Origin of the sequence: Flagellimonas sp., assembly GCF_965215805.1 — a bacterium.
Taxonomy (GTDB): Bacteria; Bacteroidota; Bacteroidia; order Flavobacteriales; family Flavobacteriaceae; genus Flagellimonas.
The window spans coordinates 1,219,299-1,246,074 of sequence record NZ_OZ244124.1 but is presented as its reverse complement, the minus strand read 5'-3'; the positions used below and the strand labels follow the sequence as shown (position 1 = coordinate 1,246,074).

The window sequence follows — 26,776 nt, the reverse complement described above, 5'->3', positions numbered from 1 at the left end:
AAAAATGAAGCCCAAACCGAAAATCAAACAAGACCTAACATCCTGTTTATCATGTCAGATGATCATGCCTATCAGGCCATAAGTGCCTACAATGACCATCTGATCCAAACCCCACATATTGATCGAATAGGAAAGGAGGGTATTGTCTTTACCAATGCCTGTGTTACCAACTCCATATGCGCTCCGTCCAGGGCCACAATTTTAACGGGAAAGCACACCCATATCAATGGCAAAGTGGACAATTTAATGCCCTTTGACACCACTCAGGTGACCTTTCCACAGTTGTTCCAAAAAGCGGGCTACCAAACCGCTATGTTTGGAAAACTCCACTTTGGGAACAACCCCAAAGGAGTGGATGACTTTATGATTCTTCCAGGCCAGGGTCAATATATCAATCCTGATTTTATCACTCAAAATGGGGATACGACCATAACAGGTTATGCTACGGACATCACAACCGACATCACGCTCAACTGGTTGGATAAAAAACGAGATCCCAACAAGCCGTTCATGCTGATGTATTTACATAAGGCCCCCCATAGACCTTGGTGGCCAACCCCGGAAAAATTCAAGGAATTTTATGGAAAGGAATTTCCGATTCCTGAAACTCTTTTTGATGATTATAGCAATAGAGGTTCAGCAGCAAAAACAGCAGAAATGAACCTATTGACCCATATGAAGTATGTTTATGACACCAAGGTTTGGCCAGAAACCATTGCAAGCATGGGCAAGGTGACTCCAGAAGTACCGGATTTGGTGAATGCCTTTAATAACCAATACAACCGTGCCACGGAAGAGCAAAAAGCCCATTTAAAGCCCTTTCTAGACGCCATAAGCAAGGATTTTGAAGAGAACTGGCCCTCTATGAACGATAGGGAAAAGATGATTTGGAAATACCAACGTTATATGCAGGATTATCTGGCCTGTATTTCTTCTGTTGATGATAATGTGGGGCGCGTCCTGGATTACTTGGATGAAAATGAGCTATCGGAAAACACCTTGGTGGTTTACACTTCGGACCAAGGATTTTATCTGGGTGAACATGGCTGGTTCGATAAGCGATTTATTTATGATGAATCCTTTAAAACCCCATTATTGATTCGATGGCCAAACAAAATCAAGCCAGGAATCACCAATGAGGAAATGGTTCAAAATTTAGATTTTGCCCAGACCTTTTTGGAAGCCGCACAAATTGAAATTCCTGATGATATGCAAGGGGAAAGTTTAATGCCTCTTTTGACATCGAACGAGGAGAAATGGACAAGGGATGCCGTGTATTACCACTATTATGAATATCCTGCTGAACATCAGGTGATGAGACATTATGGGATTGTTACTACAGACTATAAATTGGCCCATTTCTATTATGATGTGGACGAGTGGGAGCTCTATGACCGTAAAAAGGATCCACAGGAGATGAACAATGTTTACAGTGATCCAGCTTATGCGGAAGTAGTGAAGGAGCTAAAGATAAGGTTGGAGGAACTTCGGGTTCAGTATAAAGATTCAGATGAGCTCAACCAGTACTATATTGATTTGCACGAGTCCAGAAGGGCCAAATCACATTAGCCGTGTGCATGATAAAACGAAAAAGGCCGCTCCAATGGAGCGGCCTTTTTTATTCCTATTAATTGACACTAGTTGTTCAATGCTTCCGCACTTAAGCTATTTGGCTTCACCATGTATCGCCTAATTGTTTAGTGCTTCCGCACTTAGGCTATTTGGCTTCACTATGTATCGCCTAATTGTTTAGTGCTTCCGCACCACCAACAATTTCCAAGATTTCATTGGTAATTGCAGCTTGTCTTGCTTTGTTATAGGTAAGCGTCAACTGATCTTTAAGTTCGGAGGCGTTATCCGTTGCTTTGTGCATTGCCGTCATACGGGCACCATGTTCACTGGCAAAGGAATCACGGACCGCTTTGTACAATTGGGTCTTTAACGACTTTGGAATCAATTGCTCCACGATTTCAGGCTTTGAAGGCTCAAAGATGTAATCGGCAGCACCTGTGTTATCTCCTTCAACAGGGACAATGGGCAAAAACTGCTCGGTCATCACAATCTGTGTCGCAGCATTTTTGAACTTGTTGTATACCAACTCAATCTTGTCATAATCCCCTTCCGTGAAGTGGTTCATCAAAGTCTCAGCAATGGCTGCAACGTTTTCAAAGGTTAGGTCATCAAAAACTTGGCTATGATTGGCAACAACATTCCCATTCTTGCCTAGAATATCATTTCCTTTTTTACCAATGGCAATAACATCAACCTGCTTTCCAGCATAGGTTTCGTTGATCAATGCATTGGTCTGTTTGATGATGTTGGAATTAAACGCACCACACAACCCACGATTGGATGTAATGGCCACTACCAATACTTTGTTGACGGCTCTAGCATCCGCAAATTTGCTTCCGGCATCCCCGTCCAAACTTGCACTAAGGCTTTGCAGCAATTCCGTAAGTTTATTTGCATAGGGGCGCATAGCGGTAATGGCGTCTTGGGCCTTTTTCAACTTGGCAGCAGATACCATTTTCATGGCACTGGTAATCTGCATGGTCGACTTTACCGATGCTATCCTATTTCGTATTTCCTTTAGATTTGCCATTCTTCTTATTTGTCATTCCGCACTTGATGCGGAATCTTATTATTATGGATTCCCGCTTTCCTTCGACTGAGCTCAGTATGACGGCGGGAATGACAACTTTATGCACTATACTTTCCAGACAGGTCTTTACAAACCGCTGTCAAAGTATCAGTAAGCTCATCTGTCAATTTACCAGCCTTAAGCGTATCCAATACGTCTCTATGCTTGGCATTCATAAACTCGATGAAATCTCTTTCAAATTCCTTTACCTTGTCCACAGGAACATCCCTCAACAAGTTTTTAGAACCTGCGAAGATGATGGCCACCTGATCTTCCACGGTAAATGGATCGTTCTGGGCCTGCTTCAAGATTTCCACGTTTCTACGACCTTTCTCAATTACGTTCAAGGTAGCAGCATCCAAATCAGAACCGAATTTGGCAAAAGCTTCCAATTCACGGAACTGGGCTTGATCCAATTTCAAAGTACCTGCTACTTTTTTCATGGATTTGATCTGCGCCGAACCACCTACACGGGATACAGAGATACCCACGTTGATCGCTGGTCTAACCCCTTGGTTGAACAAATCCTGCTCCAAGAATATCTGACCATCCGTAATGGAAATTACGTTGGTTGGGATATAGGCGGAAACGTCACCTGCTTGGGTTTCAATAATTGGAAGTGCCGTTAAAGAACCTCCCCCTTTTACCATAGGCTTAAGCGCATCCGGTAAATCGTTCATGTTCTTGGCAATATCATCATCCGCAATCACTTTTGCAGCACGCTCCAACAATCTTGAGTGCAAGTAGAATACGTCACCAGGATATGCCTCACGACCTGGAGGTCTTCTCAAAAGAAGGGATACCTCACGATAAGCAACTGCTTGTTTTGACAAATCATCATAGATGATCAAGGCTGGACGACCCGTATCCCTAAAATATTCCCCAATCGCAGCACCGGCGAAAGGAGCATATACCTGCATCGGTGCAGGATCGGATGCATTAGCCGCTACGATAGTGGTATAAGCCAAAGCACCTTTGTCTTCCAAGGTTTTGGCTATAGCTGCAACAGTAGAAGCCTTTTGACCTACAGCAACGTAGATACAATATACAGGCTCCCCAGCATCGTAAAATTCTTTTTGGTTCAAGATGGTATCAATACAAACGGTGGTCTTACCTGTTTGACGGTCACCAATAACCAACTCCCTTTGTCCTCTACCAATTGGAATCATGGCATCGATAGCCTTAACCCCGGTTTGCAATGGCTCATTTACTGGCTGACGGTAAATAACCCCAGGTGCTTTACGCTCCAATGGCATTTCGTAAGTGTCACCAGCGATAGGCCCTTTACCATCGATAGGGTTACCCAAGGTATCCACAACACGACCAACAATTCCTTCACCTACATTGATGGATGCGATACGTTGTGTTCTTTTTACGGTTGCACCTTCCATTACTTGTTTGGATGGGCCCAACAATACTACACCAACATTATCTTCTTCCAAGTTCAAAACAATACCTTCCATGCCCCCATCGAACTCCACAAGCTCTCCATATTGAGCATTGGAAAGTCCATAGACGCGGGCAATACCGTCACCTACTTGTAATACGGTACCTACTTCGTCCAAGGAAGCGGATGCCTCAAATCCTGATAATTGTTCCTTCAAAATTGCTGATACTTCAGCGGCTTTTACTCCTGCCATTTTGACTAGATATTAGACTTTAGACGATAGATTTTAGATTGCTATACGTCTTATTTTAATTCCTATATTGATATAAACTCTTAGTCCGTAGCTCTTTGCGAAGGGCTATAGACTGTTTGTAAATTCTCTTTTTAAACTGTTCAATTTGTTGGATACGCTGGCATCGTACTGTAAATCCCCAATGCGCAACACAAATCCACCCAAGATGTTTTCATCCACCTTGTTTTCTATAGTGACTTTGTTTCCTGTGATTTTATTCACTTGGGCCAACACCTCTTTTTCCAAGGCTGCCGTCAATGGAACCGCAGTGGTCACATAGGCTACATCCTCACCTTTCAATTGCTCATGAAGGATAATGTACTTGTAGGCCACCTCTTGCAACAGACCAACCCTTTTATTGTCGGTCAAGGTATTGATCAAGCCCAAAGTAATTTGGTTAGACCCTTTGAATATCTTTTTTAGCGCCTCCTTTTTTGCTTCACCTTTAATGACCGGGCTTCCCAATAAGCTCTGAAGCTCGGCATTATCGTTGATGGTAGCAGCAATGCTTCGCATATCTTTTTCAACGACTTCTGCCGCTTTCTTTTCGATAGCGAAATCCAAGGTTGCTTTTGCGTAACGTGCGGCTGCCCTACTTTCGTTCATCTATTCTTAGTTCAATTCGATGTCACCCAACATGTCCTTAACAAGCTTTTCCTGCTTCTTCTTATCGGACAGTTCTTCCTTGATTACTTTTTCTGCAATATCTATGGAAAGATTGGCTACCTGAGCTTTGATATCGGCAACAGCAGCTTTCTTTTCACTTTCGATGGTTGCTTGGGCTTGTTTGATCATTTTGTCGCCTTCCACTTGGGCCTGCTCTTTGGCATCGGCAACAATTTTGTCCTTGATCTCGCGCGCCTCCTTTAATAGGGTCTCACGTTCTGCTCTGGCCTCTTTCAACAACTTCTCGCTATCCGCAGTAACGTTCTGCATTTCTTTTTTGGCCTCCTCAGCAGCATCCAAGGCATTTTTGATGCCTTCCTCACGGTCATTGATTGCATTCAGGATAGGTTTCCATGCAAATTTCCAAAGTAGGAACAACAATAATCCGAACAATAAAGTCTGCCAGAAAAACAATCCCAACGAAAACTCTTCCAATAACTTTTCCATAATCTATTCTATGCTTTTATACTTTGAATTCTTAAACTAAGTAAAAGCTGCAACCAACCGTTACAGCCTTTACTTTGTGGGTTTGATTATACTGCGAATAGGGCAGCGAAACCAATACCTTCAATCAACGCTGCTGCAATCAACATCGCTGTTTGGATTTTTCCGTAAGCTTCAGGCTGACGAGCGATAGCCTCCATAGCAGAACCACCGATTCTACCAATACCAAGACCTACACCGATTACTACCAAACCTGCACCTACCATTACTGGAATTTCCATATCTATCTAGTTTAAAAATTAAATATTCAATCTTTGATTCCTGCTTTCCGTCTCGACTGCGCTCGACATGACAGCAGGAACTACATACTTATTAATGTGCAACCTCTGCGTCATGGTCGTGCTCATGTTCTTCGGAAGCGAATCCGAAATACAGAGCGGACAACATGGTGAAAATATATGCTTGCAGCAAGGCCACCAATACTTCAATCAAAGAGATGGCGAAAGCCAGTCCAAATGACAAAGGACTTCCCAACCAGCTCTTAAAAATGAACATCAATCCAATCAAACTCATCAATACGATGTGACCTGCTTGCATGTTTGCATACAAACGAATCAATAACGAGAAAGGTTTGATGATCAATCCCAACAATTCGATGGGAACCAAAATAATGTACAATGGAATTTTACCATACCAAGGCAGGGATTTACCCAATGGATCAAACTGGTGCATCCAGTAATCCTTGGTTCCTGTGAAATTCGTAATCAAAAACGTCATGATGGCCAAAGAAACCGTGATGGCAATATTTCCTGTCACGTTAATTCCAAGGGGGGTCAATCCAAAAATGTTCAAAAACCAGATAAAGAAAAAGATGGTCAACAAGAAAGGCATGTACTTCCTGTATCTTTTTTCCCCAATGTTTGGTCTTGCAATATCATCCCTAATATATAGGACTATTGGTTCGAAGAAACGGCCTGCACCTGTGGGAATACCATTGTTCTTTCCATAAGATCTTGCTAAACTGGAGAACAACCACAACATCAACAAGCCAGTTACGATAATCATCACCACGTTCTTGGTAATGGAAAAATCCAAAGGCTTTACATTGGTAGCGTGGTGGTCTTCATCATAATGGATGGTCCCTTCTGCGTCTGTTTTATATATCTTGCTGTGATAAAGCTTGTAATAGTTACCATCAACTTCGGCCAAAGTTTCGCCGTGATGGAATTTTGAAGAGGAAAAAACTTTCAATCCGTTATCCCAAAGAATAACCGGCAATGGAAATCCAACATACTTGTGCTCCCCATTTTCCTTGGTATAGGAAAACAATGAAAAATCATGGGCATCTTGAAGGTGATGGGCGATGTATTCCTTAATTTCTGTCTTAAGGTCCTTGCCGTGTCCATCGGCTTCTTCTTTGGTTTCACTTGCAAAAGTGAACTGACCTAAAAATAGTGCTGCAATAAGAAGAAATCTCGTAAAAAAAGTTTTTCGCATTTCGCTCAAAATATCGGTCTCTCAAAATCGGTGCAAATGTAAGTCATTCTCACAAAAAGAAAAAAGCTTTCAAACTTTTATTTTTGAGCACCTTGAGTGGGATAATTTTAAGGTCTATCCTATAGGTTTTTGAGCATTTTGGAAGTATAAAATGTCTCCAAAAAAAGTGAGATGGCGTAGGGAACAAAAAATGCGGCAAACTCCAAGCCGGACATATCGCCGTCACTCTTGTAGGTAGGATAAAAAAGCAAGAAGAAAAAAACAAACTTGAGCAGGCTTCCGCCCATGAACAAAAATCCAATCTGATTCTTCAACTTCTCCCTGAATTTATACAGCAAGAGGAAAATTACGGCGGCCAAAATTGCGTTGACCACATAGGAAAGCACAATAAGGTTGTCAAAAAGAGGAAGGTTCCTCAGCGACAGGATTCCTAAATGCGCTCCAAAGGACAGGAGCAACAATAACAGAAGAAGTGCAATAAATTTGGTGGGCAAATTGAGATTGGGCATTAGTATTTTATCCGTTTTAGCTGTTGCAAAACTACCCAAATAGAAATTGCCACTCCCAATAAAGTGGCAATTACCGTGAAAATATTTTTTTCGTTCCCGTAATGGGCATCCAGCCATTTCCCTCCCTTAACGGCAAGAAAAATTATGGCTCCCATTTCAAACGCAATGCCGGAAAGCATTGCAGCATTCTTAAAATTGTTCTTTTTTTTAGGAGACTTTTGCTGGTTCATTGGTCTTGTTGGGCTGCAGTTTGTGCGTTGAGGCTGCAGCTGGTGCCGAAGCTCCCTTGCCCATGGTACAAGCAGCATTAAATGTGGCTCCAGGTTCTACTGCCAACTTGGAAACACTAACCGTTCCCTCTATAATTGCAGATGCCTTAAGGGAAAGTAGATCATTCACTTGAAGTTCGCCATTGAATTTCCCTTCAATATCGGCATTTACACATTCTACTTTTCCTTTGATGTAGCCATCTTTTCCGATAACCACTTTTCCGGAAGTTTTTACGTTGCCTTCGAGTTTACCATCGATTCGAAAATCGGCCTCTGAAGTAATGTCACCCTTAATTTTGGTGTTCTTCTCAATTCTGTTGGGTTGTCCTCCAAATTCTGTCATAGTCCGAGGTTTTTTGTTGTCTGAAAACATTGTTTTCTAGGGTTTTGGGGTTAAAATCTGCGCTTTGTACGCAGCTAAATTTTTGTGTACTTGTATGATTTTATAATTGTTGGATAAAACTACAAAATTCTCATCGTAGATGCGGTAGTCCTTGTTCTTTTTTATAAGCTCTGCATAGCCTAGGGCAAAGTCCTTTGACTTAAAACCGTGCACTACTACAAATTGGTCCTCCAACGTATAAATATCCTTGGAAACCACATTTTTATAATTAAGGTCCTTGATGGATGCCTCCAATCGTTCCTTTAATTTCAACGCTTTTTCGTTGTCCTTTATTTTGAATGGGAAAACTACTTTCCAGTTCCCAGCCCCAGTTGATCCCGTTTCAGGAGAAAATTCCTTGGTTTCCAATTTGGGTAATTGTTCCGCAACCATGGCTTCGGCTTTTTTCCCTTCTGGATTGTTGGGATAGGTCAGCGCCACAAAATTCAGTGCTTCCCTGAACGACTCAAATCCTTGCAGTCGCCCAATGGCATTCGCTTTCAACATTTCAAACTTGGGAACAATGGGGTCCCCTGTAAATTTATTGATGTAATCCTGGGTCAGGGTTATTACCTGAAGATATTCTTGCTGTTCGTACAATTTGTAAAGCGAAGCATACCTAGCATCCGGACTATCTGTATTTCCAGCCAGAACGGCTTGTGGATTCAATAGGATTTCGGCATATCTGGTATCAGGATGGTTCGTGATGATATCCTGCTTCATATTCTGCGCCAAAGGACTGCCTGTTTCCTCATATATTTTGTACAGATTGTATTTGGACGGAAGGATCAAACGCTCCTCTGGATTTAAAGCCAGCACTCTTTCCAGTTTACCCGCGGCCAATAAGTTCTCCTTGAATTTTTCCTTATAGATCAATCCCAATTGATAGTTGGCAAAATTGCGTTCCCCCCAAAGACTGTCAATTACCTTTTCATCGGTGGGTATCTGGCTTAAATAAAAATCCAGCGAATATTTTTGTTCCTCCGAAATTGCCGTAGCGGGCTGACCATTCGCAGAAACAACTTCTCCGGTTGCTTCCGAAACCAGGGTTCTGCTTTTATTACTCCAGCGCCAATCGTCCTCCAGGGTACGATCGCCCCAGCGGGTTCTAAAATCATTTTTTCCGTAGCCCAAACTGGTAATGTTGTAGAAGTAGAACTTGCCCTTGTTTTCTTTTCCTCCCTTGGATTCGGCAAACGTGGCAAAGCCAGCGGTTGTTCGTTCCAATTCCGCCTGGGCGGCTTCCTCATCCTTGCGTTTGAGCTCTGCAATTAGTTCTTCAAAATAAACCTTGCGTTCTGCTTCCGGCATTTCGTACAAAGTGATTACACTATCAGCGTGCTGAACGATGTCCTCGTACTTGATCACATCTTCCAAATTGTCCAACTTCTTCTTGATCCGACGATGCTCCTTGGTGTTCACCACAAGGTTGGTCAGGGTGCTATCGTAATATGCTCCAGAAGTTTTGTAAGCGTCTTGATCAAAGTAGTAATCCCCCAAATCCTTATAATTGAGCGCATTTAATTTACGCTCCCCCGTATTGGCCCTTAAAGATTTGTTGAAATAGACAATGGCCAGGCTGTCCGATTGGGTGTTCAAATGAAACTGTGCAATCTCTCGATAGATCTTGTCCAAAAAAGGGCGGTTTTCCCTATTCTCTTCCAGCTCGGTCAGATATTCCAATAATTCTTCCTGATTGGTATCCGTAATCTGCGTGTTCTGGATTTTTTTTAGATGGGCATTGATCATGTAAACTCTTGGGGACTTCCTGTTCAATGCAATAACCTTGTCAAAAGCATAGTTGGCGCTATCCTTGAATCCCAAACTGTTGTACAGTTGACCGATGATGAACAGGTATCTTCCTTTTTCAGCATTCTTTCTGGTATAGGCCTGGGCTATTTTTAATTTTTGGATGGCCGTGTCCTTGGCCTTTAGGTTGATGTAGCACTGGGCCATCACTGCATTGGCATCGGCATGCTCCTGGTCTTTTAAACGCTCAAACTTGAACAATCTTTCCAGATTCTTGATAGCCAGTTCGGGATTGTCCAAACGCATGTTGGTCTTCTCCCGCCAGATGGTGGCTTCATTCAGCTTATCGCTTTCGGTATATTTTCTCAGAATGTAATTGAAGGATTCCAAAGCCGGAATATAGCGTTGGTCAAAATAGCGGGCCTTGCCCAACAAAAGAAAAGCCTCATCCGTTTGTGGATTGCGCTCTTCATCCTTAATGTCCATGCTGTGTTTTTGGATGGCCTTGGTGGCCTTCTCCTCGGCAATGATAAAATTGGGGTTGTTGTCTTCAGAGTCCAACTTCACCTCATCCGTCACTTCCAAGCGTTCCACCGGTAAGATTTCCCAGTAATCATCTCGGTAGTTGGCATTGAGTTCTTCCCTTCCTTGCTCAAAGGCAATGTTGCCGTTGTAAAGGGTGTTGTATTTGGTGTTTAGGGCGTGCCAATTGCGATTAAGGAACTTGTCCTTTTTTGTGGAACAGGAGTTAAAAAGCAATCCTCCGCAGACAATTGCGCCAAAAATGATATGTTGAAGCTTCAAAATTATCGATAATCGTGTCTAACCTTAACTGAAAAACATCCAGATTATTATAAGGCTCATCGGTAAAATGCAATAATTTTTTTGCCTGAGCGAAACATTAACCAAAAAGGAGCATTTACCAGGCCGAAGGTCTTTCAAAATTGGTCCTGCTTCTATTGTATTTTGACTTGTATGCCACTGGGGAAAGTCCCACATATTTTTTAAAGACGGTCCGAAACGCTTTTTGATCCGCATAACCCACCTGGTACATGACCTCATTGACGTTTTGTTGGGTAGATTCCAAGCTTCTTTTCGCAGCTTCAATCTTCACTCTTTGAATGTATTCCAACGGGGTGTTCTGGGTAGCCTTTTTAAATCTTCGCACAAAATTGCGACTGCTGATTGCATATTTCTCTGCCAAACGTTCCACAGATATCTTGCTCTTCACATTATTTTCAATGTACTTCTGAGCTTCTTTTATTGCATCATCCTCGTGATCCTTTTGTGCTTGAAAAATCGCAAATTGGTTCTGGTCCTGCCGATCCATATCAATCTCAAAAAACTTGGAGAGATAAATAGCTGCTGGTCGGCCACAGTATTTTTCCACCAAATGTAGGATAAGGTTCAAAAAGGAAAAAGCTCCGCCACTTGTATAAATGCCATCTTCGTCGGTCACAATTTTGTTGGACACCAAGTTTACTTGTGGAAACATTTTCCTGAACATTTCCATCCCAGCCCAATGGGTAGCGCATTGTTTCCCATCCACCAATCCCGTTTGAGCCAACAAAAAAGCGCCCATGCACATGCTGGCCACTTCGGCATTGTTCTGGAGTCGCTGGTTCACAATCCATGGAATAAAATCCTTGTTCTGATCCAAATCGGCATCTAGTTTGTCCGGCCTTAAGGCGGGAATAAGAATCAAATCCGTCTTTTTAATATCATCTATTGTACTATCGCAATGTATACTGAAAAGTCCTTCGTACAATGAATAGTCATGATCCAAACCCACCAAATGCAGTTCAAAATAATCATCTTCCCGAATCCCGGCTTTTTTCAAGAACTGATTGGCGGCCATCAATATTTTAAATGGGCCTACCACACTACTTAAAATGGCATTGCCCTTGGGCACCAATATACTTACATGTTTCATTATCAGCTTTTTTACACTATAAATGTAGTGGGAATACTTGGCACAATCAACCCTTAAAAGTGTCATATTTACCCTTTTACCTGCATAGGCCTCTTTTGTAGCTTTGGGATATGGAGTTCGAAAAATTCTTGGAAATACGGGATAAGCTTTGCTTACAAGAGGCTGGTGTTACCGAAGGCAAAATGATGAGTTCCCAGGCCATTCACTATAAAAAGAAGGTGTTTGCTTTTTTCTCAAAAAAAGATAAAATGGTTTTTAAGCTGGGACAGCCATCTGCTGTGGAAGGAATTGAAGTTGAACTTATGGAATTTAACCCTTTCAAGAACAAAGGGCCATTGAAAGGTTGGTATGAAGCGGACTTCCAATACCACGAAAGTTGGGGGAAATTAGCGGACATCGCCTTGGAAAAAATCAAAACGGACTGAGCCATGATACATGTATTTGTACCGTACAAGGTAAGACCGGATTCCCTTGAAACTGTAAAGGAAATTGTAGGCAAGTTCATTTCCCATATTAAGGAAAATGAGCCTGGAACCTTGTTGTACAAATCATTCCAGGATGCTGAAGACCCCACAAGTTTTACACATGTGATGACCTTTGCCAACCCTGAGGCTGAAACGTTACACAAGAAGAGTAGCTATTGCAGGGAATTTACGGATGTGCTATATCCGCTTTGCGAAATTATGCCCAGGCCAGTGCTCCAAAATGAAATCCAATAACAACCTATGCATGATCACAAAAGCCTATACTTCGTTCTTTAAGGAATTGGCCAAAAACAATAACAAGGACTGGTTCCATGCCAATAAAAAGCGGTACGAAAATGATGTCAAAAACCCTTTTTTGCTTCTTTTGGAAGAATTGATTCCCGACTTGACCGAATGGGATCATAGAATTCTTGCAGACCCCAAAAAGGCCATGTTCCGCATTAACAGGGATGTTCGTTTTTCCAAGGACAAAACACCCTACCACACTATTTTAAAAGCTGGCTTCTCCCCTAATGGGAAAAAGTCTGTTTTACCAGGGTATTATTTGGGCATTGATGCGGAAAACATCCATGTAGGTGGTGGACTTTTTATGCTGCGCCCACCAGAGTTAAAGAAAGTGCGGGAACATATTGCGGATGACCCAGAGGTTTTGATCAAGCTTGTTTCAGACACTTCCTTTACCCAAAATTTTGGCAAGCTCAAGGGCGAAAAAGCCAAGCGTCTGGATAAAAGTTTACTTCCTATTGCAGAAAAAACAGATTTAATCTATCACAAACAATTCTATGCCATGGCAGAGTTTCCTTTGGAGCCTTTTTATGGAAATGGGGAACTACAGGCCGAGGTGTTATCCCATTTTGAAGCCATTAAACCTTTGAATACTTATCTGGGACAAGCATTGGATTGAAAACAAGTTTATTTATTAATCATAAAAACAGAAACAAAATGACAACACAAGAAGTAGCAGACAAACTAGTGGGCCTTTGTAGGGAAGGCAAATATGAGGAAGCTTATGGTCTTTATGCCAAGGATGCCGTGAGCGTGGAGATGCCAGGTGTGCCCAACGAAAAAACCGAAGGACTGGACAACATACTTCAAGGTTTTGCCCAATGGGCCAGTAATATTGAAGAATCCCATGGCGGAACCGTGGGCGACCCCATGGTAGTGGGCAACCACTTTGTGGTACCCATGACCAGTGATGTGACCTTTAAACAGGGAGGCCGTATCAACATGGAAGAATTCTGTATGTACCAAGTAGAAAATGGCCAGATTACCAAAGCCCAGTTTTTTTATGATCCTTCTGTGATGGGGGGGTAAGAATAGTGTCAGTTCGAGCGCAGTCGAGAACTTTTTAAGCTTGATACTACTGAAATGAAAAGGCTCCGCTTTAAAAGCGGAGCCTTTTTGTGTGCTAAAAACAGAATTGTGCTAAGACTTAAAGTTCTTTGGTTAAGTCCTTAACTCATCTTAGCCCGTTTATCTCACCACGATATCGTATGCTCTGGCATTAAAGTTACCATCTGTAAGCTCTTCTGTTACAATGTCGCCTTCTCCATCTCGCCACCAATATGTTGCCACATTTATAGTTCCATTTGTGCCACTTCTTTCATATCCTGAGAAGTACGCAATGTTGCCATGAACAAACACTGAATGAGCTATGGCATAATATTCACCATCAGTTAGCTCTACCTCTTCTTCCACATTTTTCCAATACTTGGCAATTGCCGTTCCCTGAAATTCAAATCCGGTTACGTAAACGTTTTCTCCATTAATAAGCATATCCAATGCTCTGGCGTGATTCTCTTCTGTTAGGTTGACACCTTGCCCAACAATCCACAATTTAGCTGTCCCAATATTGTTAGCGTCATTCTCATGTCCGCACATCCCAATTACATCATCTTCAATAGCAATTGATGAAATCTGTATATCATAATTGCCATTGGTTTGAGTATCAATCAGATTACCATTCATCCATACTTTACCTTCTCTATAATTCCCATTTTTCTCATATCCAGCGCAGTAAATATTATTGTTGCTATCAACTGCTATACCAAGTGCTTCGGCATGATTATCACCATTGGTCAATACAAAAAGTTCATTGCCATCTTGCCAAACCTTGGCCACCTGTACATTCTCATCATTCATTTCATAACCGACTGTAATTACATTACCATTAAGTAATGCTATATCATGCGCTTTGGCATCCCTGTTACCAGTTGTTATCTTTGTTTCTTGTCCATTTTTCCAATATTTAGCCACAAGTTTGGAGCCATTGGACTCGTATCCAGAGGCATATATATCTCCTGTTGCGGGGTCTACAAATCCTGCCAAGATTTCAGCGTTGTTATCACCGTTCGTCAGATAATCTGCAACGCCATTTTTCCATACCACGGCCCTATTTTTTGATCCATCACTTTCCGCTCCAAAAGCAATAACATCATGTTTTACGGTTATCAACCGATTTGTTGAAGCATTATCAACTGTCACGGTTATTTCTGCTTCCCCTGGAGAAATTGCAGTTACCTGTCCTTCTTCATCTACAGTTGCTACTTCTTCATTATCTGAAATCCATACCGCTGCGCCAGTACTTTCAACCTCTGATTCAATGGTAAGCTCTAAGTCCACCGTATCATCTCTAAAAAGCTCAATTTCTTTGGGTGTTATTTCCAGTGAATTTACAGGCCCATCTGCCACAGTAATGACACATTCTGCGGTTACTCCATTAAGGGAAGCGGTGATGGTGGTGGTTCCCAATGTCAAGGGGGTTACCTCTCCATCTTCGTCTACAGTAGCTACATCGGTGTCGCTGCTGTTCCAGTTAATGGTTGGGTTTTCAATATTGGTAGTGGCCTCCAAAGTTTCTATATAATGTTCGTAAGGATAGAGAGTTAGTGTGGTTTTGTTCAAGGATAGGGTGGTATTTCCATCACCTGTGGTTACCTCAAAATCATCTTCGCTGGTGTCAGAACCTCCAGCGGTGGTCACCTGGATCTTGCCTGTGGTGGCATTTGCGGGCACCTCTCCCGTCAATTTGGTGGTTTTGGCCTCACTTAGTGTTACAGCCACCCCATTTAAGGTCACGGTATTTTCCGCAATGGAGGCCCCAAAGTTGGTGCCGTTTATAATCAGGGTAGATCCAACAGGCCCACTTTCCGTATGGCTTACAATATTTGGGGCTTTGGCCTCTGGTGCATTTGGCCCATCATCTTTGCCACAGGCGAGTACTATTAAAATCGTTGATAGGGCCGCAGCGGCCCATTGCGCAATTCTTTTCATCATTTGGGTTTTTATGGTTAACCCATAAAGTAAAATGATGATGTCCAAGCAGACACCTCCCAATTGACGGATGCCCTATATGAATTGATGGATGGGGGTTTGGAGTTGATACAGTTTTTTCGAGACCGTCAGTTCGAGTGTCCCGAACTTTATTCGGGATGTATCGAGAACGACACACCCCTGCCCCTCTCAAGAGGGGAATTTTATGTTGGGTAACAGTCAGCCTCCCTTCTTGAGAAGGGAAAGATTTCGGGAAACCGAAATCAGGGATGTGTATTTTAGGTACAGGTCAAAAAAGTTAAACGCCTCCTTCGCATCCATATGAGTAGGGATTACCCCCCAAAGAAAGTTTCCAGTTCTTGAAGGGTTTCTTTAGAGGTCTGGATATCCTTTACGATTTCGCCCTTGTTCAAAACCACAATGCGCTCACAGACTTCTGTCACATGGGCCAGATCATGACTGGAAATCAAAACGGTAACACCTTCCTTGGCCGCTAACTCCTTGATGATCGCCTTTAGGCGGATTTGAGTAGTGGGATCCAAATTGGCAAAGGGTTCGTCCAAAATCACCACTTCCGGGTTGCCAATAAAGGATGCAACAATGCCTGCTTTTTTCTGGTTTCCCTTAGATAGGTCACGCAAATATTTCTTTTGCCCCAGAATTTCTCCGTGGAAAAAGTCTTCAAACGAGGCCAACAGCTTATCCACATCGGCTTTGTTTCTGCCGCGGAGGTCACCAATAAAATAGAAGTACTCTTCGGGGGTTAAATAGCCTATCAAAAAAGATTCATCAATAAAGGCGGAGGTGAAGGGTTTCCAATCCTCGCTGGCATTGATCTGAATCCCATTGTTTTCCACATGCCCGGTAGTGGGTTGGATCAAATCCAATAACAGACTAAAAAAGGTGGTCTTCCCAGCCCCATTGTTCCCGACCAAACCAAAACTCTGCCCTTTGGGTATATCCAGGAATTCTATATTCAATACTAGCTGCGATCCGTATTTTTTGGTGAGGTTTTGTGAAGTTATCATAATGATAGAGTATCAAGTTCAATATTAAAGTTCAAGCTCAAAAGTCAAGTTCAAGTTCAATCTTTTTTTTACCCAAGTCTATTCGAGCCATTCGTGAAATTCGTGTCAAACTATTATAGGTGTCATTCGTGAAACGTGCCTGCCGGCAGACAGGTTCGTGTCAAACCACAACACGCAATAGTTTTACCCTTCCTTTTCTTTAAAGCCGGCTATCATGCCATATTTTTTCTTTCTATAGCGTTCCGTGATGGCATCCAAGAGTTTACTTTTCAGCGCAAATCCGATAATTCCCAAAACGGAAAGTGTAACCACAGCCGCTTCCAGTGAAATAAGAAAATACACCCCGGTAAAAATCAAAATGGGAAGCCCCAAAACCGGTAGGATAATCAAAAATTGCGTAGCACTGGTGCCTTGCATATTCCCCAAAGGACTCTTGTCCAAATCGATTCTTTTCTTATTGAACGACCCAAAAAATAGGATAACCGGAATGTTTACACCGAGGTTGTAAAGTGCGCTTCCAAAATTGATCGCAAGGGCATTCCATCCAAAATAGACATAGGGAATGGTCAACAAAAACATGACCGCCACACTGACCGAAATCAAACTGGCTTTGGATTCCAAATATTTGCGAAGGGGTATGTTCTGGGACATCATCATACTATAATAGGAGCTATCCCAAGCCGGTATGAATTGTCCAAAATTGGTCAGGAAAATGCCTGTCATGAAGATGCCCAAGAATGCCAGCATGGGCATCATATTGGCGAATTCTTCCTGCGAATAAAAAATCAAGCCGTAAAAAACAAAGAGCAGGGAGATAACTACTTGGGCTTTGGTCCTCTTGTTGCGCCAAATCATTTTAAGATCCAATTGTAAAAAAGGCGCCATATCCCCAAAGCGTTTGGTCCAAGCCAAATCTGATGTTTTGGCTTCCTTGGATTTGGTCTTGAGCGAAGCATCCAAAAATATACGGTTCCTCAAATATCTGTAGTTAATGTAGTATGTAATTGCTGCCAGGGTAAGCGGTATCAAAACCGTAATGGGATATTGGTACAATCCATGAAATAGCGGCCCAAAAAATTCCCTGACAGGAAGCAGTTGAAAATAATCAAGCCCATAAAGTAGGAGCAAAATTCCACCTATGATCATCAAGGCCTTGTCACTCTTGTTTACTATAAAATTGAGATAGTTGATACACAAGACCAAGGCCATAATGGACACCAACCAAAGACCTACGTTTAATATGGGATAACCTCTGGATAGCAGCACCAATCCATAGGGAACAAATAGGAAAAATGCCATCAGGTTGTACACAGAAATTGCCGATTTTCCAAGAATATAATGTGTGATGGCACTCTTTTTAATTGGCATGGACAAGAGTGGTTTCACATCCATTACAGGAAGTTTTTGCATGAAATACCGGAAGAAGAGCTCCACCAAAATCCAGTATACCATAAACTGGCTCAGCATCCACATTGGATTTTGATCCGGGAAAATCTTTCGGAGGACAAAGTAGAGCACCACCCCCAAACCAACCAGGGCAGACAACAAATAGAGTCCAAAAAAGATCATCACAATTTTTAGAGCCAGCCCCTTTCCGAAAGAAGAAGACCGGAAAAAGGATTTCCACTGCAGCTGGATAAAACGTTTAAACATGGTTGGAGGTTTATCGATTGGTTAGTAGCCCATTCCGTTCATTTGTTACAAAAAGTACTCTTTTTTAAAAATTGGCACTCCAAAATAGCCCGAATCCGTAGTTTTGCACAAAAATTGATTACAATGAGCGAATTCCATGCTTTGAAAATAGCTTCGACGGAAGCATTGACCCCAAATTCAGTTGCACTTACTTTTGAAATAACCACGGACCTAAAAGATACATTTTCCTTTGCCGCTGGTCAATATATCACGCTAAAACATGAGGTGAACGGAGCCGAGGTCCGACGAGCTTATTCCATTTCCTCTTCCCCATCATCAGGCCAAATCACTGTGGGGATTAAGAAAGTACCCAACGGTACATTTTCTGTTTATGCCAATGAACAATTAAAGGCTGGGGATGTATTGGAGGTAATGGTGCCTGAGGGTCGTTTTGTGTTTGAACCAAATTCTTCCCCAAAAAATGTTGCTGCCTTTGCCGCGGGCAGTGGAATTACACCTATTATGAGCATTGCCCAAACAGTTTTGGAGTCTCATCCAGAAAGCACATTTGTGTTGGTCTTTGGGAACCAAAATCCTGATGAAACCATGTATTTAAAGGATTTAGAAGAATTACAAAGAAAATATTCCGATAGGTTTTTTATTCAAAAGGTGTACAGTCGTTCACAGGAAGAAGGCGCCCTGTTTGGAAGGATTGAAACCTCAACCGTCAACTTTATTGTAAAAAACAAGTTCAAGAAAACCGCTTTTGATGCCTTTTACCTTTGTGGCCCAGAAGAAATGATCAATACGGTATCTGACACTTTGAAAAACAATGGGGTTTCTGAAGATAAAATTCTCTTTGAGCTATTTACCGCCTCAGAGTCCGAAGATACCTTGGCCGAAAACTTGGATGGAAAAACCCAAGTAGAAGTAGTGGTGGACGATGAGACCTTTTCTTTCGCCATGGATAAAAAGAGCCTTGTACTCGATGCTGTATTGAAGGAAAAAATAGATGCTCCCTATTCCTGTCAGGGCGGTGTTTGCAGCAGCTGTATTGCCCGTATTACGGAAGGAAAGGCCGAGATGGTGAAAAATCAAATCCTAACTGACGGGGAAGTTGCCGAAGGGCTAATCCTAACCTGCCAAGCACATCCGTTGACGCCCACTTTAAAGGTGGATTATGATGATGTGTAGGTAAAAGGTGCTAAAGGTTAAGGGTTAAGAGCTTGCGGGCATATTATGGAACCAGTTTCAATTCGATAAATTGGTGAAACCTGCCTGCCGGTAGGCAGGTTCGTGTCAGGCTAATTTGGAACGCTTGCTAGTTCTAACGCCCTGCTCCCATGTTCATATCCGATATTAAAGGCCTTTTCTATCCCTTTTTTGTCCAGAACGCCAATACCTTCCAACTCTCTGGGCTCTATACTGATATCACATTCCAACAACTTCCTGTGACTGGAGGCATAGATCATTAAGCCAGTTACCCTTCCGGCCAATAAAATGGAATTTCGGATGGCTCTTTTGTCAATTTCATCTGCAATGGAAACATTACTGCCAATGATGAAATCCGCTTTGTCATCCAAGTATTCCTTTGGGAAGTTGTTCATGACCCCGCCATCTGCATAAAGAGTCTTTTCAATTTCAATTGGACTAAATACTGGCGGTAAGGCTGCCGAAGCCAACAGTGGCCTAATCAATTCTCCCCGAGAAAAAACCTTTTCTTCTCCTTTAAGGAGGTCGGTTGCAACTACAAACAATGGAATTCGCAATGCCTCAAAAGAATCTTCCCGAAAGTATCCCTTAAAAATCTTGAAATAACGTTCAGTGTCAATAAATCCGGGCTTGTTGATGGCAAAAAAGTCATATTTGAACAAAGGGGTTTCCTTAAAAAACTGCAACATCTCATCAATGGAATTCCCGTTGGCATAGAGCGCTCCCACCAAAGCTCCCACACTCGAACCCGAAACTACTTGTGCCCGAACGCCCTTTTCCTCCATTGCCTTGAGCAGTCCAATATGGGCCATGCCTCGGATACCACCTCCAGATAGCACAAGTCCTACAGATTTTGCATCAGAAATTACTTTGTTCATAGATTCAAGATTTTAGGCACGATAAAATTAGCTTCCAATAGGGAAAAATCCAGTTTATACCTGAAAATTTATGGAATAGTTACAGACTGACGGGTCGGTTTGAAACACAAATTGGGATGGTTTGTGCATTTTATCGAAATGTCATCGATTTTAATCTGGACTTTTTTGAGGGTGCCTTTTTCGTTGACCGACTGGGGAGTCGGTATGTTAAAATTTGGAAAAAGCGGCATAAAATGTAAACTGAAAACCCATTTTTCGACCTAAATTGAAGCCTAGATTGTTGTAAGTTTACTTACATATAAGCTGTTTTAATCAAAGCGCATACAAAACATACTGCCATTTTGCTCTTCGCCAATTCTGCCGAAGAGGATATTCGCGCAAAAAAATTGCATGCGGACAGCGGTTTGTTGGAATCCCTCAATCAACACGTTATAAAGGTTATTGAGGCCACTGATCTTCCCCATTTTCATTTCTCAGAAAAGGAACAGGTTGGAAATTCCTTTGGAAAACGTTTTGTTAATGCTATTCAGGCCATATTTGACAAAGGCTATCTCAACGTTATTGCCATCGGAAATGACAGTCCCCATCTAGGAAAACACCATATACAGGAAGCCTCAAGGCTGCTTTTACAAAAGAAGGTGGTTCTTGGCCCTTCATTGGATGGTGGATTTTACCTTTTGGGAATCACGAGAGAACATTTTGACGCCAATGGGTTGGAATCCCTTTCCTGGCAGACTTCAAACTTATATCGGGACACTCTTGCTTATTTTGATTCCGTTGCTTGCCAACTGGCTACATTGGAAACCTTATCGGATGTAGACTCAATAATCGACATTAAACATCTCTCTAATTTTGCGAAAACATTGAGCAAAAATTGGTTGTCCTTGTTTTCCAAAATGTTGAAAACAAAACATCGCTTCATTTCAACTATAGAAATATCTCCTGAAATCCTAAGTCGACAAAATCCCTTTAACAAGGGCTCGCCGGTTCGTTTTACCCAACTCTATTAATTCTTGAACCTGAGAAAGGTTCTTTTTCCCATTTAATTATTAGTGATACGCTATAGCGTTATTCACATTTACGAACCAAAAAAGCAAAACAGATGGCAAATTCATATTACGATCCCGCGGACTTACGGAAGTTTGGAAAAATCACCGAATGGAGCGAGGAATTGGGCAACAAATTCTTTGATTACTACGGAAAAGTTTTTGAGGAAGGCGCACTTAGTGCTCGTGAAAAATCTTTGATCGCCCTTGCAGTGGCACACGTGGTCAAATGCCCATATTGCATTGATGCCTATACCAAAGATGGGCTACAGCGAGGAATCACCAAAGAGGAAATGATGGAAGCGGTTCACGCTGGAGCTGCCATTGAAAGTGGCGCTACCCTAGTGCACGGAGTGCAAATGATGAACAAGTACAACAAATTATCTATGTAAGCATGGACGCGCTGCGCTCTTGGATATTAGACCGCTTCGCTTCTAGAAACAAGACCAAATAATTGAGTTTACACAAATGGAACAAAGCATATTACCTCAAATAAAAAAAGCGGCTAAAAAATCCCTTAAGGCTAGGGAAAATGAGCTTGCGGAAACCAACAAGCAATTGGAAATCCTGAATGGGGGAATTTTCGCCGATGGGGAGCTTCCTTATTTTAAGGATAAGATTGCGGAGATTGGGCATTTTCCACTACGACCGAATAAGCTGGAAATTTTGCAAATCAATGTAGGTTACATGTGCAACCAGGTCTGTGAACACTGTCATGTGGATGCTGGGCCCGATCGGAAGGAAATCATGACGCGCGAAACCATGGAGTTGTGTTTGGAGGTTATCCGGAACACGGGCGCCCATACCTTGGATCTTACAGGGGGAGCCCCGGAAATGAATCCGAATTTTAGATGGTTTGTTGAGGAGGCCGCCAAAGCAGGCATCCAAGATTTTATTGTGCGTAGTAACCTCACCATTATACGAGCCAACAAGAAGTATTATGATCTTCCTGAGTTCTTTAAGAAGCACAATGTTCATGTGGTTTCTTCCATGCCGCATTATACCAGAGGTAAAACGGACAAACAGCGAGGGGATGGGGTTTTTGACAAGTCAATCAAGGCGTTACAGGAACTAAACGCCGTGGGTTACGGTATGCCAGGGAGTGATTTAAGGTTGGATTTGGTATACAATCCTTCGGGCGCTTTTTTACCTGGAGACCAAATGGCCATGGAGCGCGACTTTAAGAAAGCACTGGATGAAGATTTTGGAATCCAGTTCCATAATCTGTTTGCCATTACCAATCTGCCCATATCCCGTTTCTTGGATTATTTGATTGCATCGGACAACTATGAGGACTATATGTATGCCCTTGTGGAGGCCTATAATCCCTCAGCGGTTTCAAATGTAATGTGTACCAATACCATTTCCGTAAGTTGGGATGGATGGTTGTACGATTGTGACTTTAACCAAATGCTGGAACTAAAAGTAGCCAGTAAGGTGAAGCACATCAAAGATTATAACGAGGACTTGCTAAACGACCGAAACATTGTAATATCCCAACATTGTTATGGTTGTACCGCTGGGGCAGGTAGTAGTTGCCAGGGAACGGTAGCCTAATCCCTTCTATGCGTTAGCATCGTTACTTTTCCAAGAAGTAGTCCCAAGCTGCTTTGGAAATGTCCGCTATTATTTTCTCATTGGCCTCAAGAGTTTCAGATGATTCAGAGACAAAGACGCTAATTGTAAAATGCTCCCCGTTAGGCAAGAAAACAATTCCTATGTTGTTCACTGCAGCGGTTATCCCTGTTTCCTTATGTTTTCCAGACCAGCCTGTTTTATGTGCCACTACGGTTTCCTCAGGTAGGTGTCCGCGTAATCGTTTCTTTCCTGTTTTGGTCCCTTTCATTATGTCCCAGATAAAATCATAGCTCTCCTTAGAGAGCAGATTGTTGTCGTCTTTGTAAAATGTTGCCAATATCCTGTTGGCTTCTTTTGGAGTTGTCCAATTTAGGAACTGAAGATCCCAATTACCTTGCATGACCTCTTCATTTATCTTAACCGCAAAATCGGTAAAGCCGAGATTGGCAAAATACCTTTCAACGGCCTGAGGTTGCCCCAGTAATCTTAACAGCGCATCGCAACCCACATTATCACTCAAAGCGACTGTGTACTCTATAATTTCATCTATGGAAATCGAACCCCCTTCTGGATATTTTTTTCTTAACGGACTCCAAAGACCAGGTAGTAATTGGCTTTTCTTGATGTCAATTTTTTGGTCTAGGGTGAGATGGCCTTTATCAACTTCAGCTAAAATGGTCAACGCAATTGGAAACTTGAACACGCTTTGCATAGGAAAGTGCCTTTGACCGTTGATGCTCAAGGTATCTTTAGTATCCATCCCATTGATGGCCACCCCAACCGTGGCATTTTTGGAACTTATTATGCCCTCGATTTGATGTCTTAAGGTTTCCATTTTTTGCGAATAGCCCTGAATGGAAACTATGAATAAGGTCAAGATTGCAGCAAGCGTGTATTTTGTCATTATTTATCTTTTGTTTTTAGGTGTTATTTAAATTAAAGAAGGGTTATAGTTCTTTTTGCCAAAGTTTAAATGTGGAGAGTAGGAAAATGGGGTTGAAAATTTTATTCATAATGTAGGTTAAGATTGAAGAATTACCTCCAAAAATGATTTTTATGGCAAAATGTGCCTAAATGGACTTGTAGAGATGAAGTTCGGAAAATTTTGGTTAAAAATCCTATCTAAATTTTTGCTTATCGGTTTTGGCTTTATGTTTTTAATCCCAAAAAAGAACCCCTTAAACCGACCCGCTGGTCGGTTCCATTTTTTTGCCTCTCAAGATTTGGGGCCTTTTTGGTCACTTCACCGATTTTTCTTACAAATACATCCTTGATTCTTGAGCCTGGGACAAAACTGGGGAAACTTTGTAACCGACTTAACAGTCTGAACAAGGAATTTCCGAAAATTGAAATTCGCTTGTTTGGATTCCCGCGGTTGCGGGAATGACAGTTAATCGGAAACCCCGCAGTGAACTGCGAGGAATTCGTTAAGAATCCCCCAAAACCCAAATCTTATGGACAAAAACCTAAAAAAACGCGAAACCATGCACCGCCTGTGTGCCAAAGGCCTGGAAGTTTTCCATGAAAAAGGCTATTACAACACCAATCTGGATGACATCTTAAAAGACCTTTCTTTATCTAAAGGTGCTTTTTACCATCATTTTAAATCTAAGGAGGATTACTTTATTGCCATTGTGCAAAATCTAGTTCAGCAAAAAGTTTATGCACTTTTGGTAGAACCTTTAAATACCCATGAAAATCCCTTGCCGGTAATTTTGGATAGTATTGAGAAGGCCTTAGAACCCGGTAGGCCCAATGAAATTGCCTATGGCTTTATGTTGAACGATTTTATCACGGAATTCAGCAAACGAAACGAAGAAATTGCCACCTATTTGCGGGATATCCTAAAAGTATGGGAGGTCAACTTGGTCTCCATTCTAAAACGGGGAAAAGTGGATGGCTATATTGCCCGACATGTGGACTGCGAAGGTGCAGCAAGCTATATTATTGCCTCTTATTTGGGTATGCGAACGCTTTTATCTGAAAGTACAAACAGGCAGTTGAAGTATAATTATGTTCAGCAGCTGAAACTGTATTTTAATGCCATTGAGGAAAGACAGGTAGTAGCCTAAATCAGTTAAGAATTCGTCACTCCGAGTTAAATGCTGAAAGCATCTAGTATCGAGAAGTGCTTAAAGCTCGCAATTTTCTTGTTTTCGACACACCAAATCTTTGATTTGCCACTCAAACTGACAAAAATTTTCCTCTTAATTCTCCAATATGTTGATAAGCCTATCTACCACTTTTTGCGGTGGAATGGATTCCATCACGGATTCGTATCCTTTGGGCAGTTTGTTTCCATATACCGATGTGGGAACCAAAGGAAATTCATTTCGGTCTGATAGCAGCGCATTCTCCTTGGGCTGTGCAAAGGGTGCAAAGCCCGCAAAGGGATGGGTAACCCCCCAAAGCGTTACCACCGGAATACCGTAGTTGGCCGCCAAATGGGCGTTGCCACTATCCATGGAAAGCATTACATCCAGATTGGATATTAGTTCCAACTCTTCGGCCAAACTCAACTTTCCTGCCACATTTTGAATGTTACTATTGGATACTGCAATAGCATTTAGCTGTTCAACTTCACTGGCCCCTCCCCCAAAAAGCAATATTTTATACTTATCGGTATCTGTTAGTGCCTTAACGACTTCCCTCATCAGTTTCAGCGGGTACATCTTGCCCTCATGGGCCGCAAAGGGTGCTATACCCACCCATTTCTTGGCATCTTGTGTCACCGCTTTCAAGACATTTTCTGAAAGTTGCAATCTGGCTAGTGGTTTTGCATCCTCCAAATTAATTGGGTAACCCAGTTCGGAGAACACATCCGCATATCGCTGGTGGGTGGTCTTTAATTGATGGAAGGCTTTGTTGGATTTCTGTGTTAATGCCTTTTTTTCTTTTCTTCCTTTGTCAATTTGAACAAAGGGTACCCCATCCAAGGCAAAATATTTCTTCAAAATCCGACTTCGGAGGACATTATGAAGATCCGCAACCTCATCAAACTTAAACTTGGACAGTTCCTTGTACAATCGCCATAGCCCAATTAGGCCTTTATGCTTCGTTTTTACCTCAGCGTGGTATACAGATACCCTATCCAGTTGTGAAAAAATGGGAGCAAAATGTTTTTTGGTAAGAACAGTAAATCTCACTTCTGGATACGCATCCAAAACAGCACTTAAAACAGGAATGGTCATGGCAACATCACCCATGGCCGAAAGCCGGATGACCAAAATGTGGACAGGTTTACCCTTTTTGTCCACGAAGCACCGGATTTAGTTCATCATCGTTGTACATTTTCATCTGTTTGTAGACTTTCATGTACTTGTTTCCCGCTTCAATATCGGCCAATAGTTGATCAATGGCGGAAGAAAGATCCTTTTTCTGTTCTTGTAGCACAGCAAGTTTGGCCGAGCACTTCTCAATGTGCTCTTGCGAAGCATCGGTACGATCCACCTCCTCTTGCATGTGGTAAATCTTCAAGGCCAAAATGGAAAGACGATCTATGGCCCAAGCTGGGCTTTCCGTATTGATGGTGGCATCTTCCTTCACTTGAACCGATTGGTATTTTTGAAAAAAATAGCTATCAATGTACTCTACCAAGTCCGTTCTGTCCTGATTGCTGGCATCGATTTTTCGCTTTAAATCCAGGGCTGCCGTGGGTTCAATGGCAGGATCACGAATAATGTCCTCATAATGCCATTGTACCGTATCTATCCAATTTTTTCGATATAGCAAATGTTCCACTTGATCCTTGGGATAGGGATTTGTAAAATCCTGGTATACGTCGTCCTTAATATGATAGGTGTCTATACTCTCCTGAAAAATGCTAAAAGCAAACGCGCTAAACATGTTGTATCAATTTGCGCAAAGATATTGCT

General features: G+C 42.1%; 28 protein-coding genes. 10 read left to right on the top strand and 18 right to left on the bottom strand.

All coding sequences use genetic code 11. The features are described from left to right. Positions 1-51 precede the first annotated feature (51 nt). Positions 52-1,569 (top strand): sulfatase, encoded by a 1,518-nt coding sequence (locus ACOOE0_RS05570; protein ID WP_420401480.1) that lies wholly within the window; start codon positions 52-54, stop codon positions 1,567-1,569. Between the two features lie 172 nt (positions 1,570-1,741). Here ACOOE0_RS05570 and atpG read toward each other — a convergent pair whose 3' ends face one another. The 11 genes from atpG to ACOOE0_RS05515 form a co-directional block, all read right to left on the bottom strand. After that, positions 1,742-2,602 carry an ATP synthase F1 subunit gamma gene (gene atpG, locus ACOOE0_RS05565; RefSeq protein WP_420401479.1) on the bottom strand — a complete coding sequence of 287 codons (861 nt, stop codon included), beginning with the start codon at positions 2,600-2,602 and terminating at the stop codon, positions 1,742-1,744. A gap of 98 nt (positions 2,603-2,700) precedes the next feature. Then, positions 2,701-4,281 (bottom strand): F0F1 ATP synthase subunit alpha, encoded by a 1,581-nt coding sequence (gene atpA, locus ACOOE0_RS05560; protein ID WP_420401478.1) that lies wholly within the window; start codon positions 4,279-4,281, stop codon positions 2,701-2,703. Between the two features lie 105 nt (positions 4,282-4,386). Next, complete coding sequence (gene atpH / locus ACOOE0_RS05555; RefSeq protein ID WP_420401477.1) at positions 4,387-4,926, bottom strand: ATP synthase F1 subunit delta; 540 nt, start codon at positions 4,924-4,926, stop codon at positions 4,387-4,389. A 6-nt stretch (positions 4,927-4,932) separates the two neighbouring features. After that, a complete protein-coding gene (locus tag ACOOE0_RS05550; RefSeq protein WP_420401476.1) occupies positions 4,933-5,433 on the bottom strand; it encodes a F0F1 ATP synthase subunit B in 501 nt (166 codons plus the stop codon). A gap of 86 nt (positions 5,434-5,519) precedes the next feature. After that, positions 5,520-5,711, bottom strand: coding sequence for an ATP synthase F0 subunit C (atpE, locus tag ACOOE0_RS05545; protein WP_045801726.1), 192 nt, complete (start codon positions 5,709-5,711; stop codon positions 5,520-5,522). Positions 5,712-5,802: 91 nt separating this feature from the next. Next, the gene (gene atpB, locus ACOOE0_RS05540) at positions 5,803-6,927 is read right to left on the bottom strand and encodes a F0F1 ATP synthase subunit A (RefSeq protein WP_420401475.1); all 1,125 of its coding nucleotides are present in this window, start codon (positions 6,925-6,927) and stop codon (positions 5,803-5,805) included. 119 nt (positions 6,928-7,046) lie between these two features. Further along, positions 7,047-7,436, bottom strand: a complete 390-nt coding sequence (locus ACOOE0_RS05535; protein WP_420401474.1) for a DUF6168 family protein — start codon at positions 7,434-7,436, stop codon at positions 7,047-7,049. Then, positions 7,436-7,666, bottom strand: a complete 231-nt coding sequence (locus tag ACOOE0_RS05530; protein ID WP_420401473.1) for an AtpZ/AtpI family protein — start codon at positions 7,664-7,666, stop codon at positions 7,436-7,438. The genes ACOOE0_RS05535 and ACOOE0_RS05530 overlap by 1 nt, the downstream gene beginning before the upstream one ends. Next, entirely contained in the window at positions 7,644-8,078 is a 435-nt protein-coding gene (locus ACOOE0_RS05525) for a bactofilin family protein (RefSeq protein ID WP_420401472.1), read from the bottom strand. The genes ACOOE0_RS05530 and ACOOE0_RS05525 overlap by 23 nt, the downstream gene beginning before the upstream one ends. A 6-nt stretch (positions 8,079-8,084) precedes the next feature. Next, the gene (locus tag ACOOE0_RS05520) at positions 8,085-10,640 is read right to left on the bottom strand and encodes a tetratricopeptide repeat protein (RefSeq protein WP_420401471.1); all 2,556 of its coding nucleotides are present in this window, start codon (positions 10,638-10,640) and stop codon (positions 8,085-8,087) included. Positions 10,641-10,755: 115 nt separating this feature from the next. Further along, the gene (locus ACOOE0_RS05515; RefSeq protein ID WP_420401470.1) at positions 10,756-11,769 is read right to left on the bottom strand and encodes a GlxA family transcriptional regulator; all 1,014 of its coding nucleotides are present in this window, start codon (positions 11,767-11,769) and stop codon (positions 10,756-10,758) included. 110 nt (positions 11,770-11,879) lie between these two features. On the opposite strand from ACOOE0_RS05515, the gene ACOOE0_RS05510 reads away from it, so the two are divergent. From ACOOE0_RS05510 to ACOOE0_RS05495, 4 genes are read left to right on the top strand one after another with little or no spacing between them, the layout of a single operon-like run. Then, positions 11,880-12,194, top strand: coding sequence for a hypothetical protein (locus ACOOE0_RS05510; RefSeq protein WP_420401469.1), 315 nt, complete (start codon positions 11,880-11,882; stop codon positions 12,192-12,194). 3 nt (positions 12,195-12,197) lie between these two features. Next, a complete protein-coding gene (locus ACOOE0_RS05505) occupies positions 12,198-12,488 on the top strand; it encodes a putative quinol monooxygenase (RefSeq protein WP_420401468.1) in 291 nt (96 codons plus the stop codon). A 10-nt stretch (positions 12,489-12,498) separates the two neighbouring features. Further along, positions 12,499-13,158: a DUF2461 domain-containing protein gene (locus tag ACOOE0_RS05500; RefSeq protein WP_420401467.1), complete on the top strand. Its 660-nt coding sequence runs from the start codon at positions 12,499-12,501 to the stop codon at positions 13,156-13,158. 38 nt (positions 13,159-13,196) lie between these two features. Beyond that, positions 13,197-13,568: a SnoaL-like domain-containing protein gene (locus ACOOE0_RS05495; protein WP_138836762.1), complete on the top strand. Its 372-nt coding sequence runs from the start codon at positions 13,197-13,199 to the stop codon at positions 13,566-13,568. Between the two features lie 159 nt (positions 13,569-13,727). Here ACOOE0_RS05495 and ACOOE0_RS05490 read toward each other — a convergent pair whose 3' ends face one another. The 3 genes from ACOOE0_RS05490 to ACOOE0_RS05480 form a co-directional block, all read right to left on the bottom strand. Further along, on the bottom strand, positions 13,728-15,530 hold the full coding sequence (locus ACOOE0_RS05490; protein ID WP_420401466.1) for an Ig-like domain-containing protein: 1,803 nt from the start codon (positions 15,528-15,530) through the stop codon (positions 13,728-13,730). Between the two features lie 329 nt (positions 15,531-15,859). Then, positions 15,860-16,555: an ABC transporter ATP-binding protein gene (locus ACOOE0_RS05485; RefSeq protein ID WP_420401465.1), complete on the bottom strand. Its 696-nt coding sequence runs from the start codon at positions 16,553-16,555 to the stop codon at positions 15,860-15,862. A gap of 183 nt (positions 16,556-16,738) precedes the next feature. Beyond that, entirely contained in the window at positions 16,739-18,208 is a 1,470-nt protein-coding gene (locus tag ACOOE0_RS05480; protein ID WP_420401464.1) for a DUF5687 family protein, read from the bottom strand. Between the two features lie 123 nt (positions 18,209-18,331). Between ACOOE0_RS05480 and ACOOE0_RS05475 the strand changes: the two genes are divergently transcribed. Then, positions 18,332-19,381: an FAD-binding oxidoreductase gene (locus ACOOE0_RS05475; protein ID WP_420401463.1), complete on the top strand. Its 1,050-nt coding sequence runs from the start codon at positions 18,332-18,334 to the stop codon at positions 19,379-19,381. A 110-nt stretch (positions 19,382-19,491) separates the two neighbouring features. Here ACOOE0_RS05475 and ACOOE0_RS05470 read toward each other — a convergent pair whose 3' ends face one another. After that, positions 19,492-20,277: a patatin-like phospholipase family protein gene (locus tag ACOOE0_RS05470; RefSeq protein WP_420401462.1), complete on the bottom strand. Its 786-nt coding sequence runs from the start codon at positions 20,275-20,277 to the stop codon at positions 19,492-19,494. Positions 20,278-20,618: 341 nt separating this feature from the next. On the opposite strand from ACOOE0_RS05470, the gene ACOOE0_RS05465 reads away from it, so the two are divergent. The 3 genes from ACOOE0_RS05465 to arsS all read left to right on the top strand — a co-directional run bounded on the left by ACOOE0_RS05465 (position 20,619) and on the right by arsS (position 22,880). Further along, positions 20,619-21,287 carry a TIGR04282 family arsenosugar biosynthesis glycosyltransferase gene (locus ACOOE0_RS05465; RefSeq protein ID WP_420401461.1) on the top strand — a complete coding sequence of 223 codons (669 nt, stop codon included), beginning with the start codon at positions 20,619-20,621 and terminating at the stop codon, positions 21,285-21,287. A 92-nt stretch (positions 21,288-21,379) separates the two neighbouring features. Beyond that, on the top strand, positions 21,380-21,715 hold the full coding sequence (locus tag ACOOE0_RS05460; protein WP_055397919.1) for an arsenosugar biosynthesis-associated peroxidase-like protein: 336 nt from the start codon (positions 21,380-21,382) through the stop codon (positions 21,713-21,715). A 76-nt stretch (positions 21,716-21,791) separates the two neighbouring features. Beyond that, positions 21,792-22,880, top strand: coding sequence for an arsenosugar biosynthesis radical SAM (seleno)protein ArsS (arsS, locus tag ACOOE0_RS05455; RefSeq protein ID WP_138836776.1), 1,089 nt, complete (start codon positions 21,792-21,794; stop codon positions 22,878-22,880). 22 nt (positions 22,881-22,902) lie between these two features. Here the strand turns inward: arsS and bla are convergent, their stop codons facing one another. After that, entirely contained in the window at positions 22,903-23,805 is a 903-nt protein-coding gene (bla, locus tag ACOOE0_RS05450) for a class A beta-lactamase, subclass A2 (RefSeq protein ID WP_420401460.1), read from the bottom strand. 550 nt (positions 23,806-24,355) lie between these two features. Between bla and ACOOE0_RS05445 the strand changes: the two genes are divergently transcribed. Further along, a complete protein-coding gene (locus tag ACOOE0_RS05445; protein WP_420401459.1) occupies positions 24,356-24,973 on the top strand; it encodes a TetR/AcrR family transcriptional regulator in 618 nt (205 codons plus the stop codon). Between the two features lie 135 nt (positions 24,974-25,108). On the opposite strand, the gene ACOOE0_RS05440 is transcribed toward ACOOE0_RS05445, so the two are convergent. Both ACOOE0_RS05440 and ACOOE0_RS05435 read right to left on the bottom strand, forming a co-directional pair. Next, complete coding sequence (locus ACOOE0_RS05440) at positions 25,109-26,158, bottom strand: glycosyltransferase family 9 protein (RefSeq protein WP_420401458.1); 1,050 nt, start codon at positions 26,156-26,158, stop codon at positions 25,109-25,111. After that, positions 26,142-26,747, bottom strand: a complete 606-nt coding sequence (locus ACOOE0_RS05435; RefSeq protein ID WP_420401457.1) for a DUF4254 domain-containing protein — start codon at positions 26,745-26,747, stop codon at positions 26,142-26,144. The genes ACOOE0_RS05440 and ACOOE0_RS05435 overlap by 17 nt, the downstream gene beginning before the upstream one ends. Positions 26,748-26,776 lie beyond the last annotated feature (29 nt).